Below are 17,074 nucleotides of genomic sequence, written 5' to 3'. Positions count from 1 at the left end.
ATGGCGTAATGATAAAATAGACATAGAGAGCTTATAAGAGGAGAGAAAGTAGGGGAATATGTGAGCTTTAAAGATGAATTTATCTATTGGTCATTTATTAATCAATTGATTACGGAGAAAGGCTATCGATTGATATCTGCTTCCACTGACCATCATGAAATATGGCTTGAAAATCAATCCAATCGGACAGACCCGGTTATCCGTATAAAAAGAGAGGATCTGGGTTGGTCCAATAATATGAAAAGGGATCGTAATCTTGTCTTGCATAATGCTGAAAAGATTCGTAAGTTTCTATCCAGAAAGGAACTGACCGTTAAATCTATTTATATTAGTCAATATGCTCCGGTAGATGATTATTCGGATATCGTTGGAAGTCATTCAGATGAAAAACATACAAAAGTTTCGGTTGATACCATGATTTTTCAGACAGATTCTATGGATGAGCATTTAGTGGATATAGAAAGATTTCTGGGGTTTTCACTGGTATTAGCTAATAAGGATTACAGTGCTATTGAAGAGGAAGAGATAGAATACCTCAAACAGGATGCCTTGGCTGCTTCTTATGAAAAGGCGAAGCAGGATGAACAAATTTTCACCTATGGAAAACCCATCTTCACATATATTTTAATGGCCGTTCAAGTCCTCGTATTTATTTTACTGGAAATGCGGGGTGGAAGTACTAATCCTCAAACACTCATTGAGTTTGGTGCAAAATACAATCCACTGATTATGGAAGGAGAATGGTGGAGATTTTTCAGCCCTATTTTTCTTCATATCGGATTTACACACCTGTTGCTGAACACATTGAGCTTGTATTTTGTCGGGATTATTGTGGAACGGATTTTTGGGAGCTATAGATTTTTAATCATTTACTTTTTCGCTGGCTTTATAGGTTCAGTAGCCAGCTTTATCTTGGTGCCCAATCTGTCTGCGGGTGCCAGCGGGGCGATATTTGGGTTGCTCGGTGCCTTATTATTGTTTGGCGTCCTCCATCCCAATCTCTTTTTCAGAACAATGGGATGGAATGTTATCGTTATTCTGATCATCAACCTGATTATCACATTTTCCGCAGATGCCATTGATAGTGCTGGTCATATAGGAGGATTGATTGGTGGTTTTCTTGCGGCGGCTATTGTCAGATTGCCGCGAAACCATAAGTTTTCCTTCCAACTGGGTGCATTGGTGTTAACCGTATTATTAACAATTGGACTTGTGAGATATGGTTATGCCGAAAATTCATTTGGACAAAATTATCAAAATGATGTCACACGTGCCCAGGAATATGTAAATTCAAAGGAATATGACAAAGCCTACAAACTGCTTGATAACTATCTTGGTGAAGAAAATGCTCCAGAAGCCTATTTTTTGGCGGGATATATTAAATATCAGGATCAAGATTTAGAAACGGCTGAGAAGCATTTTCTTAGAGCAATTGACCAAAGAGAAATATTCCCTGAAGCATATTATGATGTTGGACTGATCTATTGGCAGGAGGGACAAATGGATAAAGCGAAAGAGTATATCCAAAAAGCAGTGGATCAGGAACCGGATAATGAAGATTATAAAGCTATGCTGAATACGCTCAAGTCCTTATAAATGTCTTTTTTAAGGAAGAAGCTGATAAAGTTCATGTATATTACCGGATCTGTCCTGAATAAGAATGATTAGTTTATTACTGCCTTGTTTGCGTAAAATCAACGGGATGGTACTGTCGATTGGATTAATGATAGTGCCATCTTGTTTTTTAATTCCTGAAACATAAAGAGAATAGAAGGCTTCCCAAAGCTTTTCCGTAATTTCCAGGCGCTTCTGATCTGAATATCCGGCTAATAGTTTTTTTTCTTCAGTCAGCAGCTTTGTTAGAGGGACAACTTGATACTTTGTTATATCGAACTCTTGGTTACCCGTATAGCGATCGAGTACTTTAGCGAGCCTGGAATTGCTTACTGAAGATAAGGTAAAAGCCCACTCCTTTTGTTGATCGGTTTCCGGGGTCTGAAATGATTTAATTGGTCCATATCGTGAAGCAATGACAAAGAGGTTGCTATCTGTTAATTTAAATGAACTAGATGGAGTATCGTTGTCTGTATGAATTTCCGCATAATGAATGGTAATCGACTGAAATAATGAAGATTCGTGAGCTTTAACCGTCGTTTTTTTAGAAATCCGATCTGTATTCTGCTTCCAATCGTTTGCAAATTCCTTTAAGCGTCCATTCTGAAATAGAAGAGAAAAATCCTGTCTGAGATAACTTTTTTGATTCAGAATCGATTCTGTAGATAGTAAAACATTAAATTGTTCATTCTCTTGACCCTGTTTTTGCAAGGTAAGGGAAGAAGCTGTCTGGTTAAACACAGCCTCTTGATTTAGCGGGAAATATTTTATGACAGCTAAGTCCCTTTGTTCATAAAGATGTTTCCACCACATAAAGGTGAACACCAGCAATAAACCCACAGCTAGATAACCACTATATTTTTTCAAAGGATTCTCTCCTCACTTTATAAAATAGACTCACGTATATATCCTAAAAAGGTAGGCAAAATGATAAATAAGCTGATGCTTTGTCCTAGCAATATATGTACAAGACCAAAAACATATGCTTTCTTTATAAATGTCTAAATAGATAGAATGACACAAAGTATCTTGAGGAGGACAGTCAAATTCAGATATACTTAGAGAGAATCAGGAAGGAATGAGACATAATGAAATCCGTGTATGAAATACAACAATATTTCAAGAGGTTCGGAACTATCATATACATGGGTGATCGTTTAGCTGATCTTGAAATGATGGAAGCTGAATTAAGAGAGCTATTTCACTCTCAATTAATTGAAATCAGAGATTATCAAACGGCCATTTTAATTTTGAAACAAGAAATAGAATATGAAAAGGAAAAACAAAAACTAAAACAATCGAAAAGGTGAAACAAATGTTGGGGAAACAAGATTGGTTACTGGGGATTGATATTGGCGGTACGACGATTAAACTTGCTTTCATAGATAAGGAAGGAGTTATTGTACATAAGTGGGAGATCATGACCAGAACGGAGGAAAGTGGTCATTATATTATTTCTGATATTGGCAAGTCTGTCAGGTCGAAACTGGAAGAATGGCAAGATGGTAATTTAATAGGTGTTGGAATGGGAGCACCAGGACCTGTTAACTTTGAAACGGGTTCAATCTATGTGGCTGTGAATATCGGCTGGAAGGATTATCCTTTAAAAGAGTTGCTTGAAAAGGAATTAGAAATACCTGCCATCGTCGATAACGATGCAAACGTAGCCTCTTTCGGTGAGTTTTGGAAGGGAGCGGGAAAAGGGACAAATGATTTTGTTTGTATCACCCTTGGAACAGGTGTCGGCGGCGGCGTAATTACTAATAAACATTTAATTCATGGGATAAGCGGGGCAGCGGGTGAACTAGGTCACATTACTGTTAAACCAGACGGAGGAGCACCTTGTAATTGTGGAAAAACAGGCTGTGTTGAAACGATTGCCTCAGCTACCGGTATTGTAAGGCTCGCTTTGGAGGAGATAAAGAAAAATCCAGATTCGGCCATTTCGGCTGTATTTAAAGATAAAGGCCGGATCACGTCTAAAGATGTGGTACAGTGTGCCGTAAGTGGAGATCAGGCAAGTCAAGATGTTCTAGATGAGGTTGCTAAATACCTTGGACTTGCGGCAGCCAATGTCGGCAATATAATTAACCCGGACATCATCGTATTCGGCGGAGGTGTTTCAAAGGCGGGTGACATTATATTAAAACCAATTGAAAAATATTTTAAGCAATTTGCCTTTCCTCGTGTAGCGGAATCGACTCAACTTAAAGTAGCTTCTCTTGGAAACGATGCGGGCGTTATCGGCGCAGCCGGATTAATGATGCAGCAATTAGGTGAAGAGATCTAAGTAGAACAACCCTTTTATGGAGTGGGTTAACCCTGATGATTGAATGTTCACATACCATATACGTTTGCAAAGCACTTTACTATTTTGGTGAAGTGCTTTTTTTATTCGGCTCGGATGAATTGATTCTTTGATTAAGAAGGATATTGTGTGGGCAGCTGGCCTTTAAACACGGCAATTGTGATAGACCATATACAGGGCATTGATTCGTAGCGGATTAGGGTCTTCTTTTTTGGGAATCATCCTCTAGCCTTTTATACTAGGCCATATCTATCTATACCATGGCAAAGGTGTGTCAAGGGTGAGTGATAGGTGTATTAAAGGCGGGGGAGTCTGAGTGTGCCTATACTCCACCTATGGAGAGTCTATGGGATGGCTATACCGGGGGAAAGGTGTGTCAAAGGCCGGAGAAGCCTGCGAGAAAGCGCCTATGTCCCAGCAATGGAGCGTCTGCGCAACACCTATGCAGTACCTATACCGAGTTTAATGATACCAAAATGCACCATTCAGTTCGGTAATGGTGACTACGAAAGAAATGAAGCGTGCTATCAACTAATCTATACATAATCTGTATCCGTCTGTATTTTTTGATGGAAGTATTCATAAAATGAGTATAAAAGGGTGTGATTCAATGGAAGTCATCATAAAAAATCCTGACTTATTATCCAGATTGGCTGTTTTATTTAAAGTCCCGATTTCTGTTTTACGAGAATGCAATTTGCATATCAGTGGAAATGAATTGCTTCCGGAAGACAGGGTTCATATACCTGGATATTGGACAAGGGAAGAGAGGGTTTCATCATTGGATTTAACGAATCCCTTTGAAAATCAACGAATTCAGTTGGCCAATCCTATGAGGAGTGAAGGAGAAAATGCAACACAATCTATTCGCCTGCCTGTTCAAATTCAACACAGTATTATTGATCACACATGTCCTTATCCATCAAGTAAATGTATAAATGATATGGAAGTTCTCGGAACGATTTATCCGTTTTTGAGTAGGAAATCAATCGGAAAATCTGAATTGGGCCAGGATATTTGGGAATTGCGTATTGGGATTGGAGCTAAAAAAGTCCATATGAATGCATCTTTGCATGCTAATGAATGGATTACCAGTTTGGTTTTAATGAAATGGCTGAATGAATATTTATTATCTTTGTCGATGGGAAAAAACTTTGGGGAATGTTCGGCACTGGAGCTCTTTCATGAGTGTGATTTGTCTCTTGTGATAATGGCCAATCCTGATGGTGTGGATCTAGTGGTAAACGGGCCACCGGGAAACATGAAAAAAGATTTGAAGATGATGAATGATGGAAAAGAAGAATTTTTAGGATGGAAAGCTAATATAAGAGGCGTAGATTTAAATAATCAATTTCCAGCAAATTGGGAGATAGAAAAAAGACGAAAAAGGCCAACAGGACCGGCAGCAAGGGATTTTCCCGGCCAAGAACCATTGACGGAAAGTGAAGTGAAATCATTGGTTGCCCTTGTACAGGAGGAGCAGTTTGATCGTGTGATTTCTTTGCATACTCAAGGCGAAGAGTTTTACTGGGGATACGAGGGACAGGAACCGGAGATTGCATCTATTATGGCAAGGGAGTTTGTCAATCGATCAGGCTACAAGGCTGTTCGCTATATTGATAGCCATGCAGGTTTTAAAGATTGGTTTATTGATCAGTTCAAGAAGCCTGGTTTTACGTTAGAACTGGGGAAAGGAATCAATCCTCTTCCGTTATCACAATTTGATCAAATCTATCATGATACGAAGCCTATTTTAAATGCATGTCTTTATTTATAGTTCGCAGTGATTATTGGAAAGTTTGCGCTATTAGTTACAAAAGAGGAATCCGGTTAACCGGATTCCTCTTTTGTAACATCTGTGGCGCATTCATTAATGGCCTGCTGGATAGCCATCTTTAAGGAAGGTCATAATGGAGAACCAGCCAAAGACAACGGCAGTACCTAAGGCGAATACTATTCCAAGAAAGTTTTTGTTTTTAAAGGCGCTGATTAATGCGAAGATAGCCAGAATGGCAGCTAAACCAAAAATGATTACCAAGCCCATTTTACTTACCTCCTCTGGAGATACCAGGTAATTAAACCCAATAAATCTTTAAATTGTAAAATAAATGCATTCAGTAATAGTTTAATTCTTTTCAGACAATTTGTCGAGATATTATAAGCTAACTGAAAAGATGAAGACAAAAACAGTGTAAGACCCTTTAAACGAAGGCATCAGTTGTGTAAAATAAAAGAAACTGATTGATGCTAACAGGGGGAAAGACATGAAAAAAACGTGGAAAAGGGTTCCTTTGGGACCGTTGCAAACAAATTGTTATCTATACGCTCAACCGAACGGTGAATGTTTAATCATTGATCCAGGGGAGGAAGCAGAAAAGCTAATTCAAATCATTCGCGAAAAGAAATGGAAACCAATTGCGGTTCTGCTAACACATGCTCATTTTGATCATATCGGGGCAATTGACAGAATAAGAGAAGTCTTTGACATTCCGGCATATGTGCATAAAAAAGAAGCTGAGTGGTTAACAAATCCGGCATTGAACGGCTCTCAATTTTTCCAAATGGGTGAAATTAAAGCTGCTCCGGCAGAGAAGTTCATTTCAGAGGAAGGTATCCTAAAGATTGGTGATTTCAAATTTAATATATTGTTTACACCAGGACATTCACCCGGCAGCATTTCTTATTATGACGAAGATGAAGCACTTGTGTTTTCGGGAGATGCGCTCTTTCAAATGAGTATAGGCCGAACTGATTTACCTGGAGGGAACCATCAACAACTAATGGATAGTATTCGTACTAAATTATGTACGCTCCCAAAAGAAACACTCTGTTTATCTGGTCATGGACCGGAAACAATTATTGAAGATGAACTAAATCACAATCCGTTTTTAAGATAGGGATTTTATAAAAGTGGTAAGGTCCTCCTGAAGCTTGGTAAGGAGGACCAAGGGGTGTTTCCTGTTAAATGGAGATGCCCCTTCAATCTATACCTTATATTCATAAGAGAATAATACAATGATGGAATGATTATTTTAATATTTATAAAATAAGGAGAATTATGAAAGAAATAATCCATACATGTATTCAGGAAACGGAAGATTTATTTTTGCCTTATGACAAATATATAGAGTTGGCATTGTATCATCCCCAAAAAGGTTATTACCAACGCAGAAAAGATAAACTTGGAAGTAAAGGGGATTTTTATACTTCTGTCAGTATGTCACCAATCTTTGGTGAATTCTTAGGTAAGTGGGCGGGTCGGAAATTAAGTGAATTTAATTTACCACCTGTTATATGTGAACTTGGCGGTGGCACTGGGAAAATGGCATGTGATTTTTTGAGAGGTTTGGAACTGGTGAACCCGAAGCTCGCATTAGATACAACTTATTATATTATTGAATCAAGTCCGTATCACCAAGATTTTATTGCGGAGGTTGCTGCAAACGATCAGAGAATAAGATTAGTAGATTCCATTAAAAATATGCCGATGATAGATGGTCTTATTTTCTCAAATGAATTTTTTGATGCTTTCCCTGTTCATATTTTAGTAAGAGAGGAGAATCAGTGGAAAGAAGCGGGCGTTACTGTGATGCAGGGAGAACTGATTGAGACAACCAGAGAGCTCAACCATCAGCTTCTTTCATCCTATATAGAGAAGTGGAATATACCCGATTTTATCAATCGAATAGAAGTACCATACCCGATGGTGACTGCTTATCAGGAAATCATCAAAAAAATGGGAGGGGGATTTCTTATGACGATTGATTATGGAATGGATATCGAGGATCTCTATATACCTGCTCGTAAAAATGGAACATTAAGAGGGTTTAAAAGCCACCAATTAGTAAACTCCATTCTTGAAAATCCGGGAGATGTTGATATAACCAGTACGGTCAACTTTTCTTTGCTTAAAGATGAAGGAAGAAGAGAGGGGCTTAATTTGGAGTACTGGGGAGGGCAACAATCATTTTTACTGGAGGAAGGGATATTAAAAGAACTTGTCCCACATGTGGATACCGATCCATTTTCATCAATCAGCAGACGCAACAGACAAATCAAACAATTAGTGTTGGGAGATTGGATTAGTGAGAGCTTCAGTATTTTAGTTCAATCGAGGAATATAAAAAAACCTTGATTGTTTAGCTCAATCAAGGTTTTACTATGAGTTAATGTCCCGCTCCAGGAGTCATCATGAATGTTGTCCAATAGGTAAACCCGGCAAAGAAAACGGTTAAATACGCACCAAAGACATATAAGTACATTCTCTCAGATAGTTTTAAGTAGCTTAAAATGACAAAGAAACCAGTTTGACCGAAAAAGATGAGTGATGTTGTATGCATATCACCTATAAAGAACATGACTGCCATAATACCAGTCCAGAAACCACAAACTCTGAACATTCTGTCCATTCCCAAACCTCCCTTATCCCCTTATAATTCCATCATTACTATTATAAGGATATTGATGGGGAATGTAAACTATCTCAAAATAGAATAACCGAATTTTATGATTAATTACCAGCCAGGAGCCTATACGAACAAGCATGGCAGTCTGCATAATCAAACATATTTTCTTCTTCAATTAGTTCGATTGAATCAAAAAGTACATCAAACATACCCTGCAAGAATTCTAGATGCATTCCGCACACTGTTTCTTTTTGCTCGAAGGCTATTTCTTTGAAAGGGCAATTATGAATTTTAAAGAAAATAGCTGATTGATCTTCACTAGTTATAAATTCGGGATTGAATCCCGCAGTTATTGATGCTTCTTTTATAATAGCTAGTTTATGATCAAAAGAAAGGCTTTCCTGTTTTCCGCCATGTCCTTTCATATGCTGTTCTGCAAGCTCTTTACCGAATAGTTTTCCTGTATTAAATAATGCTGTTTTCCCAGCCTCTCCCAAAGAGAACATCGTTTCAATGGCTATTTTAGAAAGAAGCTGATAATCACGATATGGGAAGTTAAGTTGTATAACATCTTCTGATAATCTATATAATCTGCTTGGTCGTCCGCCTTTTCCTGTTTTCTTTGTTTCGGAAACAAGCATATTTACATCCTCAAGCTTTGTTAAATGCAAACGAGCAACATTGGGATGAATCTCAAAAATATCCGCGATTTCCTGTACTGTGACCTCGCTATGCCTTTTAGCTATATGCTGATAAATATAGTATCTGGTCGGATCTGATAATACGTTGGTAATTTTTAATGTTTGGTCCACTATGTCCACCTCACGCTCTTAATAATTCCATTATAATACAGTTATATATGCTTTGATATGTCATTTGTGATTAATATCACAATATGGAAGGATATGTTGTAATTTAGCCACAATTTGTTAACTAAATATTCAATCTTTTGTTATTAAGTAATATCTTAATTTTAAAATTAATCTGTAAATATTTAAATAAGCCTAAATAGATGAAATTTTTCATATTTATGAATCGTTTTCCAAAAAAGCTACTAAATGTGACAAATTTTGAAACTTTCAAGATGTATGCAGGGATTAGAAGATTGATGTCTAATACCATAATGCATAAACATATAAAGGAGGTGAAACAGGAATTGCTCACCATCGATAAACTAGCCGATAAAGTTGTAACAGAAGCAGTAAAATTTAAAGCCTCAGACATCCATATTATCCCCCAGCGAAAGCAAACCCAATTACATTACCGTGTTCACAATCGGTTATTCCCTGGAGGCAGTTATCAGAGAGACAGAGCAGAAAGGCTCATTTCCCATTTTAAATTTATGGCCGGGATGGATATAGGAGAAAAGAGACGTCCACAGTCAGGTGCTTTAACGATGTTTATTTCAAATAAATGGATTGGCCTTCGTTTATCAACCTTACCAACTCCATACTCAGAATCACTCGTCATCCGCATTATTCCTAATTTGCAAACTCTCCCAATTGAAGAAATCTCCCTATTTCCAAAAATGTCAACGACTTTAATTTCCATGCTGAAGCATTCTCATGGTTTGTTATTGTTCTGCGGTCCGACTGGAAGTGGAAAGACCACTACTTTATATTCCATGCTTCATCATGCAAAACATACTATTAATCGAAATATCATTACTTTAGAAGATCCCGTTGAACATCAGTCCGATGATGCCATTCAAGTCCAAATTAATGAGAAAGCCGGAATTAGTTATTCCATCGGTTTGAAGGCAGCTTTGCGACATGACCCAGATATTATTATGATTGGAGAAATTAGGGATGCCGAAACAGCAAGGATAGCAGTTCGTGCCGCTTTAACAGGCCATTTAATATTAAGCACAATGCATGCAAGTGATGTATTAGGGGCAGTAAGAAGGCTCATGGAATTTGGTATAGACAGAGAGGAAGCTAAACAGACTCTTTTAGGAGTAACATCCCAAAGATTATTAGAATTGCATTGCCCTTTTTGTGTGGATGAATGCTCACCATATTGCCTCATGGAAAAGCATAGGGGAAGGGTAAGCGTGCATGAAATGATTTATGGCAATGAATTGGCGAAAGTATGGGCGGAGATGGAAGGAGATAAAGTAGACTATCAATATCCGGATTTATCACACCTCATAAGCAAGGCTGTGGCTTATGGGTTTGTAGATCAAAAAGAATATGAGAGGTGGGTGCATGACGACTAATCAAAAGTCCCGATGGTCTGGTAAGGATCAGGCGAGGTTTTTGCAGGAATTGGGCGATTTATTGGAAAACGGCTTTACCTTGTATGAAGGGATTGAATTTTCAATTATTCATGGGAAAAAGAAATACCGTGATGGAATCAGAGAGGCGCTTGATTTATTAAAAGACGGCCATACATTTAGAGATTTTTTAGAGTGGCTGAATTTTGAACAAGAGTTGGTTGGTTTGGTATCCTATGGAGAAAAACATGGACAGCTATCAAAATCTTTAAAGGATGGGGGAAAGATCTGGTTAAAGAAAAGTGAAGATCGTACAAAATTAAAAAATCTATTATATTATCCAATTTTCTTGCTTGTATTTACATTTGCTTTGCTGCAAGCGTTCACCAATTATTTATTGCCCAAATTCTCAGAAATGTATCAGGGAGCAGGACAAGAAACCAATATATTTTTAAAACTATCGGTTTTACTCGCTACCTTGATTAATAATCTTCCTCTTATTATCATTCTGCTATTAACCTTCCTAATGCTCATTTACCACTACTATTTAAAAAAAATATCTAAAATAAAACAGGAATTACTGATGAATAAAGTTCCTTTATTACGTACATTTAGAAGACTGTCGAGCACGTATTATTTCTCTATGCAGCTTGGTTCTTTATTGAAGGGCGGCGTTTCTATAATAGATGCTTTAACTATCATGAGCGCACAGGATCCCAAAAAACTGGTAAGGGAAATTGCCCATCAAATGATGAACCGCCTTCAAGAGGGCGATACACTTGATAGTATTTGCGGTACTATAAAAATCTTTATGACAGACTTTGAAAGAGTAATCAGCCACGGGCAAAAAAATGGTTTACTGGGCGAGGAGCTGCTTTACTACAGTAAAATGCTATTAAGTGAAATGGAAATGAGGACAGAAAGATATATAAAGGTGGTTCAACCGTTAATGTTTGGCATTGTAGCCATACTTGTAATTCTGCTCTATCTGGCCATCTTAATGCCAATGATTTCATTAATGAATACGATCTAGGATGGTGTATGTGATGAAATATATTAAAAATGAACAAGGATTTACATTGATTGAAATGTTGATTGTGATGTTGGTTATATCTGTTTTGTTAATTATTACAGTACCAAATGTAATGAAAAATCAGGAAGCAGTTAATGGCAAGGGATGCGATGCATATGTCAAGATGGTTGAGGGACAAGTGCAAGCGTATAAATTAAAGGAAGGCAGTATGCCGTCCTTGGAAAACCTTACTTCAGAAGGGTTTTTAAAAGAGGATGTTAAATGTCCGGAGGGGAAAACCGCCGTCATCGCGGCTGATGGAACTGTCAGTCTTCAGGATTAACAAGGATGGAAAGGAATGAAGATGGTTTTACTTTAGTAGAGGTGTTAATGGTACTTGGATGTCTAACTTTAATGCTGACTGTCGTAAGTACCATTACATTTAAGATGTTTGAAACATATGAGCAAAAGGTGTTCTTGAATCAACTTCAGAAGGATATTTACTATGCACAAGCCTATGCTTTTGAAAATAAAACATATGTCACACTTAGATTTGCCACCGAACAAAATGAATATTCAGCTTATACGTACACGAACCATAAGATTTTATCGATACAAAAGGCTGAATCAATAAAGTTTAAAAAAGTTGGTAATGTGACGGTCACCTACACTTCATCAGGCAATATCGAAGGGCCGACAACAATCAATCTGACAGATAAAAATGGGAAAACGATTTACAAGCTTGTTTTTCAATTAGGGAGGGGGAGATTTTATATATCAGAGATATAAAGAGAATGGGTATGTTATGTTGGATCTCCTGATTTCATTTGGAATACTGATGGTAAGCTGCTGCTTATTACTGCCTGCATATATGGTCAGCATGGCACAAAAGAATGACTATAGAATGGAGGAAGTTGCATTAAATAGGTTATTTGAACAATTGAATGATCATGAAATAAACGGCCGTCCGTTATATAGCGGACAAGCAGATATTGAAGGGAAGACCTATACTTTTTATCTTGAAGGGGACGTTTATGTTGCGGAGTATAGCAACTCAAAGAATAAGTTACAAAAAGTATATGAAATTCTGCCTAAAAAATGATGGATTTACAATGGTTGAGATGCTGTTTGCGCTAGGGTTATTCTCTTTATTAGCCGTGTTTATGACAGGTGCGCTTGCAAGCGTCACGGACTGGCATAATGAAGATGTGAATACCAACTCCAGAATGGAATGGAATATCTTCATCCGCCAATTGGAGAGGGAAATACAAAAGTCAAGAAACTTGGAAGTCCCAAAAAGCAATGTCCTTTTACTGGATAAAGAAGGAGAAGAGGTAACGTATGAGATTTACTACAATATGGTGAGAAGGAGAGTAAATGGGTCAGGTCATGAAATGGTTCTCCAAAATATTAAAAGCTTCCATTTAAAAAAAGAGGAGAAGTTACTGACGATAACAGTAATGTTTATAAATGGTGATAAATATGAAAAACGGCTATTTAAACGATATAAATATGAACCTTCTTAAAAATGAGCGTGGGATATTTATGCCTGTAGCACTATTATTCTTTTCAGTTATATTTGTTGTGTGTTTTTATTCGATTGGAAAAATGACTCAGGAAGTAACGTACCATAAATTCCAAATGGAATGGCTAAAAACTACCTATCTAGGTGATGTGGGTACAAATGCTGCGATCTCAATGCTTGACGATGGACATATCCCAGAGACAAAAGGGGAATGGGTTTATTATAATGGAAGAATAACCTATCATATAAAGCCACTTGAGAATGGTTTCTATCAAATCTCACTTGTTATTCAGACGGACCACACTGTGAGACGGGAAACCATCACTTATTCAACAGCGGCAGGAAAAGTTGTAAACTGGACAGGTAGTTAGGAGGAATGGTATGACTGTCATTTATTTAATTGGATTTATGGGATCGGGGAAAACGACTACGGGTATGGCACTTGCTGAAAAACTGGACTGCTCCTTTTATGACAGTGATCAGAGGGTGGTTGAATGTACTGGAAAGTCTATCCCGCAACTCTTTGATGAAGTAGGAGAAGAGGGGTTTAGAGAAATAGAACAGCAGGCATTACAATCCTTGCCCACTGAAAATAGTATCATCGCAACAGGCGGTGGAATCATCCTAAGGGAGAGCAACCGAAAATATATGAACGAAAATGGTACAGTCATTTGGCTGGATGCCAGTCCTGCTGAAATTATGAAAAGGCTGGAAACTGATGCATCAAGGCCCTTATTGAACAACAATAAAAATGAGCAGATTGAACGTCTGTATCAAAAGAGGATGAATCTGTATAAGCAAGCTTCTGAATTTCATTTGTTAACAGATGGAAAAACAACATTAGATATAATCGATGAGATTTTAATGAAAATCACTGTAAACTAGCATTTCTTTGGGAAGTCCATGAATAGAGTATAGGAAATGTGGAGATACTGCTGATGGGTGAATAGTGATGAAAACAAATGATTATGTAAAATTTTTAACCATTCAATGGTTAGTGTATATGAAACAGCCAAAGGAACAACGTAAAGAGCAACGCCGCCATCATAAGGATGACAGGCAGCCATTCATGAGCCATTGGTTTGGAATCATTCCGGTATCCATTCGAATGCTCTTTAAACGGAAGACTTTTTAAGTAAAACAGTGGGTTCGAATTCGAATCCACTGTTTTTTATGTACTCCTTTTTCCTAACTATGTTTTATATCGATACAATGAGTTCGCGTTAACAAGCAAAAAACAGGTACACCCTTTAAATATGGCTTTTGGATAATTGAGTTTACTTGCATTCTATAAAACAAGTGTATTCCTATTATTTGGTTCGTTCAGGTATATGAAATTCTTCTAGACCCTATTTTCAACCTGAGATATATAGTTACAAGAATGGTTTTCGTAGAATTAACTATAGCTGGTCTTATTATAGCCGCTTTTTTATACACTTTTCTCCCTTATATAGCTTTACCAGTAAGATAAAAGAGTCCCCCATTTATGATGTTGACACGGATCCGGGGTTCATATTGCATGCGCAATGCCTCTTTTTCGAGTTCATACGTTTTACTTTCCTCTTCTTTTTGATCCTCATAAAAATGGTTCAGCAAATTTAGATCTTTATTCCAACGTACACAGGCATCATCAGCCCACGCGTGGTCATCCTGATTGATTTTATTTTGAATATACGTCTTTAGTCGATTCAACCCGCTTTGATAACGAATGATGGGTGTTAGTGTAAATGTATAGTCAGATATTTTAGGTGTAAGCGTGAGTTTGTCAACCGAATCGATAAAATTTTCTGCAAAAATACCATTAATTAAATTTAATCCGATTGAACAAAATAAGTCCCTTTTTCGATCACATTCATAGGAAATATTTACATTTACAACCAGCCACGGAAACAAGGGCATTTGGCCACTTGTCACTTTAATTTCCTCAAACAAACGAATATGCTTAGATAATTTTTGGGCAGAAGAAAATATTTGATGAAGGCGTGGTGATCCAAAATGAATGAATTCTCCCTTTAAACCAGGAGGGGCAGCCTCCTTATCGAGGATAAGAGTTAAACTCATCGGATTGGGTACCCCACCTATCTTTTCGAGATAATGCCAGTAAAAAGGACGATTCATTAATTCTTTATCCATATCAATCGTCAATTGCACAGTGAGGTGGGCTGGTCCCTGATTGATGATTTCACAATGATTGGTTGTGAAAAATTGAACGAGAAACTCATGAATTTCCTGTTGCTGCATGTGTAGGCATCTCCTTTTTAATATCTTGGGCAAGTTGAATTAAGGAAGTGAGATTATCCATTTTAATTTTCATCTCACCTTCTGTTTTTGATTTGCTGACGATGTCAGTTAGATGTTCATCAAGATTCTTAACCTCCAGTCTGGTTAGAATATCATCAAGTTCTCCAACAACTCGTTCAAATAAATGGATTTTTTCATATAGGATTTTCATAATATGTTCTTCAATGGTATTCTTGGTAGAAAAATTATAAATGCGGACATCTTCTGTTTGTCCAAGCCTGTGTATTCGGCCAATTCTTTGTTCCAGGCGCATCGGATTCCAAGGTAAATCAAAGTTAATAATATGATGGCAAAATTGCAGGTTAATTCCTTCTCCACCTGCTTCTGTAGCAATTAAGACTTGTGCTTGTTTTTCAAATAGTTCTTTCATCCAGTCTTTCTTACTGCGTTTAAACCCACCACGGAATGGAACAGAAGTGATTCCATTTTGCTTAAGAAACCACTGTAAATATAATTGAGTGGCTCTATACTCGGTGAAAATAATGACCTTATCTTTAATGGAATGAATCAATTCAAGTGCTTTTTTTGCTTTTGAATTGCAATCAACCAATTCAACCTGGTTAATCAGGTTATGTATCGCTTGCTTATAACTTGGTCCGGCATCTGGATTTCGATCCAGCATATTTTTCAGCGTAAAATAGACTGCTTCTCTGCTGCTGCATGCTTCTCGTTGCAGGGTTAAGGTAGAAAATGTACTTCCTATTCCATCAGGTAATTCTTTTCTAAATGAAGAAACACCGTCATAAAGAGCTTGTTCTTTTTCAGTGAACTCAATAAATATCGTCTCCACTTTTCTGCTGGTCCATTCAATTCCGGTGTCCTGGCGTTTATTTCGAATCATGACCATATTCACTAATTCTTTTAAATAGGCATCATCTTTTAATGAACGCTTTTTAGCAGAAAAACGTTCGTTAAATTTGGCATAGCTCCCCAGATGACCCGGTTTAAGCAATGAAATAAGATAAAAAATTTCTTCAAGCTTGTTTTGAATAGGAGTCGCCGTTAACAGTAAGCAGAATTTTTTCTGGATTTTTTGTACAAATTCATAGTTTTTGGTTTTATTGTTTTTTAATTTATGAGCTTCATCAATGATGACAATATCATAGGTTTGTTCCAAAATGGCTGAACGATGCGGTTCCCGTTTCGCGGTATCAATTGATGTAATGATACATTCTGAATCCCATCCATATCCTTTTCTATATATGACTGCCGGAATATGGAACTTCTGATTCAGCTCTTTTGCCCATTGGGAAACAAGGGAAGCTGGAACAAGAATCAGGATTTTGCTTACTAACCCGCGAATCATATATTCCTTTAATATAAGTCCAGCCTCGATCGTTTTACCAAGCCCAACTTCATCAGCCAGTATGGCTTTGCCATTCATCCTTTCAATGACTTCTGTAGCTGCTTCTGTTTGATGGGATAGAGGCGTAAATCCAGATAAATGCTTTGGGCTGAGGAGACCATTGAATTCTGGAATTAGATTATGCTTTTCAGCTTCCAATCCGAGTTTGAAAAGAGAATAGTTGCACCATGGACCGTCCCCGTTAATTTTTTCTTCAAGCTCCTTTTCCCACTCTTCATCGAAATAGATCTTTGGTGTTAAACTCAATGCAACCCCCAACTTTCTTGATTTAAGCTTTTTGATAAAATGTATGGTCAAATAAAAAATCTAGTTTCCTATCATTCGTTC

The 17,074-nt window shown here is 37.4% G+C and carries 22 protein-coding genes; 16 read left to right on the top strand and 6 right to left on the bottom strand.

Features of this window, described 5'->3' with window-relative positions; genetic code table 11:
- The first annotated feature begins 60 nt into the window (after window positions 1-60).
- Complete coding sequence (locus AC4G3L_RS04840; RefSeq protein ID WP_491075837.1) at window positions 61-1,596, top strand: rhomboid family intramembrane serine protease; 1,536 nt, start codon at window positions 61-63, stop codon at window positions 1,594-1,596.
- 9 nt (window positions 1,597-1,605) lie between these two features.
- On the opposite strand, the gene AC4G3L_RS04835 is transcribed toward AC4G3L_RS04840, so the two are convergent.
- Window positions 1,606-2,481, bottom strand: coding sequence for a hypothetical protein (locus tag AC4G3L_RS04835; protein WP_491075836.1), 876 nt, complete (start codon window positions 2,479-2,481; stop codon window positions 1,606-1,608).
- Between the two features lie 221 nt (window positions 2,482-2,702).
- On the opposite strand from AC4G3L_RS04835, the gene AC4G3L_RS04830 reads away from it, so the two are divergent.
- The 4 genes from AC4G3L_RS04830 (at window position 2,703) to AC4G3L_RS04815 (ending at window position 5,699) form a co-directional block, all read left to right on the top strand.
- Window positions 2,703-2,924 carry a YqgQ family protein gene (locus tag AC4G3L_RS04830; protein ID WP_491075835.1) on the top strand — a complete coding sequence of 74 codons (222 nt, stop codon included), beginning with the start codon at window positions 2,703-2,705 and terminating at the stop codon, window positions 2,922-2,924.
- A 5-nt stretch (window positions 2,925-2,929) separates the two neighbouring features.
- Window positions 2,930-3,904 (top strand): ROK family glucokinase, encoded by a 975-nt coding sequence (locus tag AC4G3L_RS04825; protein WP_491075834.1) that lies wholly within the window; start codon window positions 2,930-2,932, stop codon window positions 3,902-3,904.
- 336 nt (window positions 3,905-4,240) lie between these two features.
- Complete coding sequence (locus tag AC4G3L_RS04820; RefSeq protein ID WP_491075833.1) at window positions 4,241-4,468, top strand: hypothetical protein; 228 nt, start codon at window positions 4,241-4,243, stop codon at window positions 4,466-4,468.
- 64 nt (window positions 4,469-4,532) lie between these two features.
- Complete coding sequence (locus tag AC4G3L_RS04815; protein WP_491075832.1) at window positions 4,533-5,699, top strand: M14 family metallopeptidase; 1,167 nt, start codon at window positions 4,533-4,535, stop codon at window positions 5,697-5,699.
- Window positions 5,700-5,792: 93 nt separating this feature from the next.
- Here AC4G3L_RS04815 and AC4G3L_RS04810 read toward each other — a convergent pair whose 3' ends face one another.
- On the bottom strand, window positions 5,793-5,966 hold the full coding sequence (locus AC4G3L_RS04810; protein WP_491075831.1) for a DUF2759 domain-containing protein: 174 nt from the start codon (window positions 5,964-5,966) through the stop codon (window positions 5,793-5,795).
- A gap of 220 nt (window positions 5,967-6,186) precedes the next feature.
- Between AC4G3L_RS04810 and AC4G3L_RS04805 the strand changes: the two genes are divergently transcribed.
- Both AC4G3L_RS04805 and AC4G3L_RS04800 read left to right on the top strand, forming a co-directional pair.
- Complete coding sequence (locus AC4G3L_RS04805; RefSeq protein ID WP_491075830.1) at window positions 6,187-6,819, top strand: MBL fold metallo-hydrolase; 633 nt, start codon at window positions 6,187-6,189, stop codon at window positions 6,817-6,819.
- Between the two features lie 161 nt (window positions 6,820-6,980).
- Entirely contained in the window at window positions 6,981-8,057 is a 1,077-nt protein-coding gene (locus AC4G3L_RS04800; protein WP_491075829.1) for a class I SAM-dependent methyltransferase, read from the top strand.
- 31 nt (window positions 8,058-8,088) lie between these two features.
- On the opposite strand, the gene AC4G3L_RS04795 is transcribed toward AC4G3L_RS04800, so the two are convergent.
- Both AC4G3L_RS04795 and AC4G3L_RS04790 read right to left on the bottom strand, forming a co-directional pair.
- On the bottom strand, window positions 8,089-8,331 hold the full coding sequence (locus AC4G3L_RS04795) for a DUF2626 domain-containing protein (RefSeq protein ID WP_491075828.1): 243 nt from the start codon (window positions 8,329-8,331) through the stop codon (window positions 8,089-8,091).
- 101 nt (window positions 8,332-8,432) lie between these two features.
- Window positions 8,433-9,140: a helix-turn-helix transcriptional regulator gene (locus AC4G3L_RS04790; RefSeq protein WP_491075827.1), complete on the bottom strand. Its 708-nt coding sequence runs from the start codon at window positions 9,138-9,140 to the stop codon at window positions 8,433-8,435.
- 296 nt (window positions 9,141-9,436) lie between these two features.
- Between AC4G3L_RS04790 and comGA the strand changes: the two genes are divergently transcribed.
- The 9 genes from comGA to AC4G3L_RS04745 all read left to right on the top strand — a co-directional run bounded on the left by comGA (window position 9,437) and on the right by AC4G3L_RS04745 (window position 14,215).
- The gene (comGA, locus tag AC4G3L_RS04785) at window positions 9,437-10,546 is read left to right on the top strand and encodes a competence type IV pilus ATPase ComGA (protein WP_491075826.1); all 1,110 of its coding nucleotides are present in this window, start codon (window positions 9,437-9,439) and stop codon (window positions 10,544-10,546) included.
- Window positions 10,536-11,576, top strand: a complete 1,041-nt coding sequence (gene comGB, locus AC4G3L_RS04780) for a competence type IV pilus assembly protein ComGB (RefSeq protein WP_491075825.1) — start codon at window positions 10,536-10,538, stop codon at window positions 11,574-11,576. The genes comGA and comGB overlap by 11 nt, the downstream gene beginning before the upstream one ends.
- A gap of 13 nt (window positions 11,577-11,589) precedes the next feature.
- The gene (comGC, locus tag AC4G3L_RS04775) at window positions 11,590-11,898 is read left to right on the top strand and encodes a competence type IV pilus major pilin ComGC (protein ID WP_491075824.1); all 309 of its coding nucleotides are present in this window, start codon (window positions 11,590-11,592) and stop codon (window positions 11,896-11,898) included.
- A gap of 5 nt (window positions 11,899-11,903) precedes the next feature.
- Window positions 11,904-12,344 carry a competence type IV pilus minor pilin ComGD gene (gene comGD, locus AC4G3L_RS04770; RefSeq protein ID WP_491075823.1) on the top strand — a complete coding sequence of 147 codons (441 nt, stop codon included), beginning with the start codon at window positions 11,904-11,906 and terminating at the stop codon, window positions 12,342-12,344.
- Window positions 12,345-12,360: 16 nt separating this feature from the next.
- Window positions 12,361-12,657, top strand: coding sequence for a hypothetical protein (locus AC4G3L_RS04765; RefSeq protein ID WP_491075822.1), 297 nt, complete (start codon window positions 12,361-12,363; stop codon window positions 12,655-12,657).
- On the top strand, window positions 12,590-13,081 hold the full coding sequence (gene comGF, locus AC4G3L_RS04760) for a competence type IV pilus minor pilin ComGF (protein WP_491075821.1): 492 nt from the start codon (window positions 12,590-12,592) through the stop codon (window positions 13,079-13,081). Before AC4G3L_RS04765 ends, comGF begins: the two co-directional genes overlap by 68 nt.
- Entirely contained in the window at window positions 13,038-13,451 is a 414-nt protein-coding gene (gene comGG, locus AC4G3L_RS04755; RefSeq protein WP_491075820.1) for a competence type IV pilus minor pilin ComGG, read from the top strand. Before comGF ends, comGG begins: the two co-directional genes overlap by 44 nt.
- A 10-nt stretch (window positions 13,452-13,461) precedes the next feature.
- Entirely contained in the window at window positions 13,462-13,965 is a 504-nt protein-coding gene (locus AC4G3L_RS04750) for a shikimate kinase (protein ID WP_491075819.1), read from the top strand.
- A gap of 67 nt (window positions 13,966-14,032) precedes the next feature.
- Window positions 14,033-14,215: a YqzE family protein gene (locus AC4G3L_RS04745; RefSeq protein WP_491075818.1), complete on the top strand. Its 183-nt coding sequence runs from the start codon at window positions 14,033-14,035 to the stop codon at window positions 14,213-14,215.
- Window positions 14,216-14,526: 311 nt separating this feature from the next.
- Here AC4G3L_RS04745 and AC4G3L_RS04740 read toward each other — a convergent pair whose 3' ends face one another.
- Window positions 14,527-15,321, bottom strand: a complete 795-nt coding sequence (locus AC4G3L_RS04740; RefSeq protein ID WP_491075817.1) for a YqhG family protein — start codon at window positions 15,319-15,321, stop codon at window positions 14,527-14,529.
- Window positions 15,299-16,993, bottom strand: a complete 1,695-nt coding sequence (locus AC4G3L_RS04735; protein ID WP_491075816.1) for a DEAD/DEAH box helicase — start codon at window positions 16,991-16,993, stop codon at window positions 15,299-15,301. Before AC4G3L_RS04735 ends, AC4G3L_RS04740 begins: the two co-directional genes overlap by 23 nt.
- Between the last annotated feature and the right edge of the window lie 81 nt (window positions 16,994-17,074).

The organism is Bacillus sp. z33, from assembly GCF_058313615.1.
Note: the sequence above shows the minus strand (reverse complement) of the source record. Positions and strands in the feature narration are given on the sequence as shown.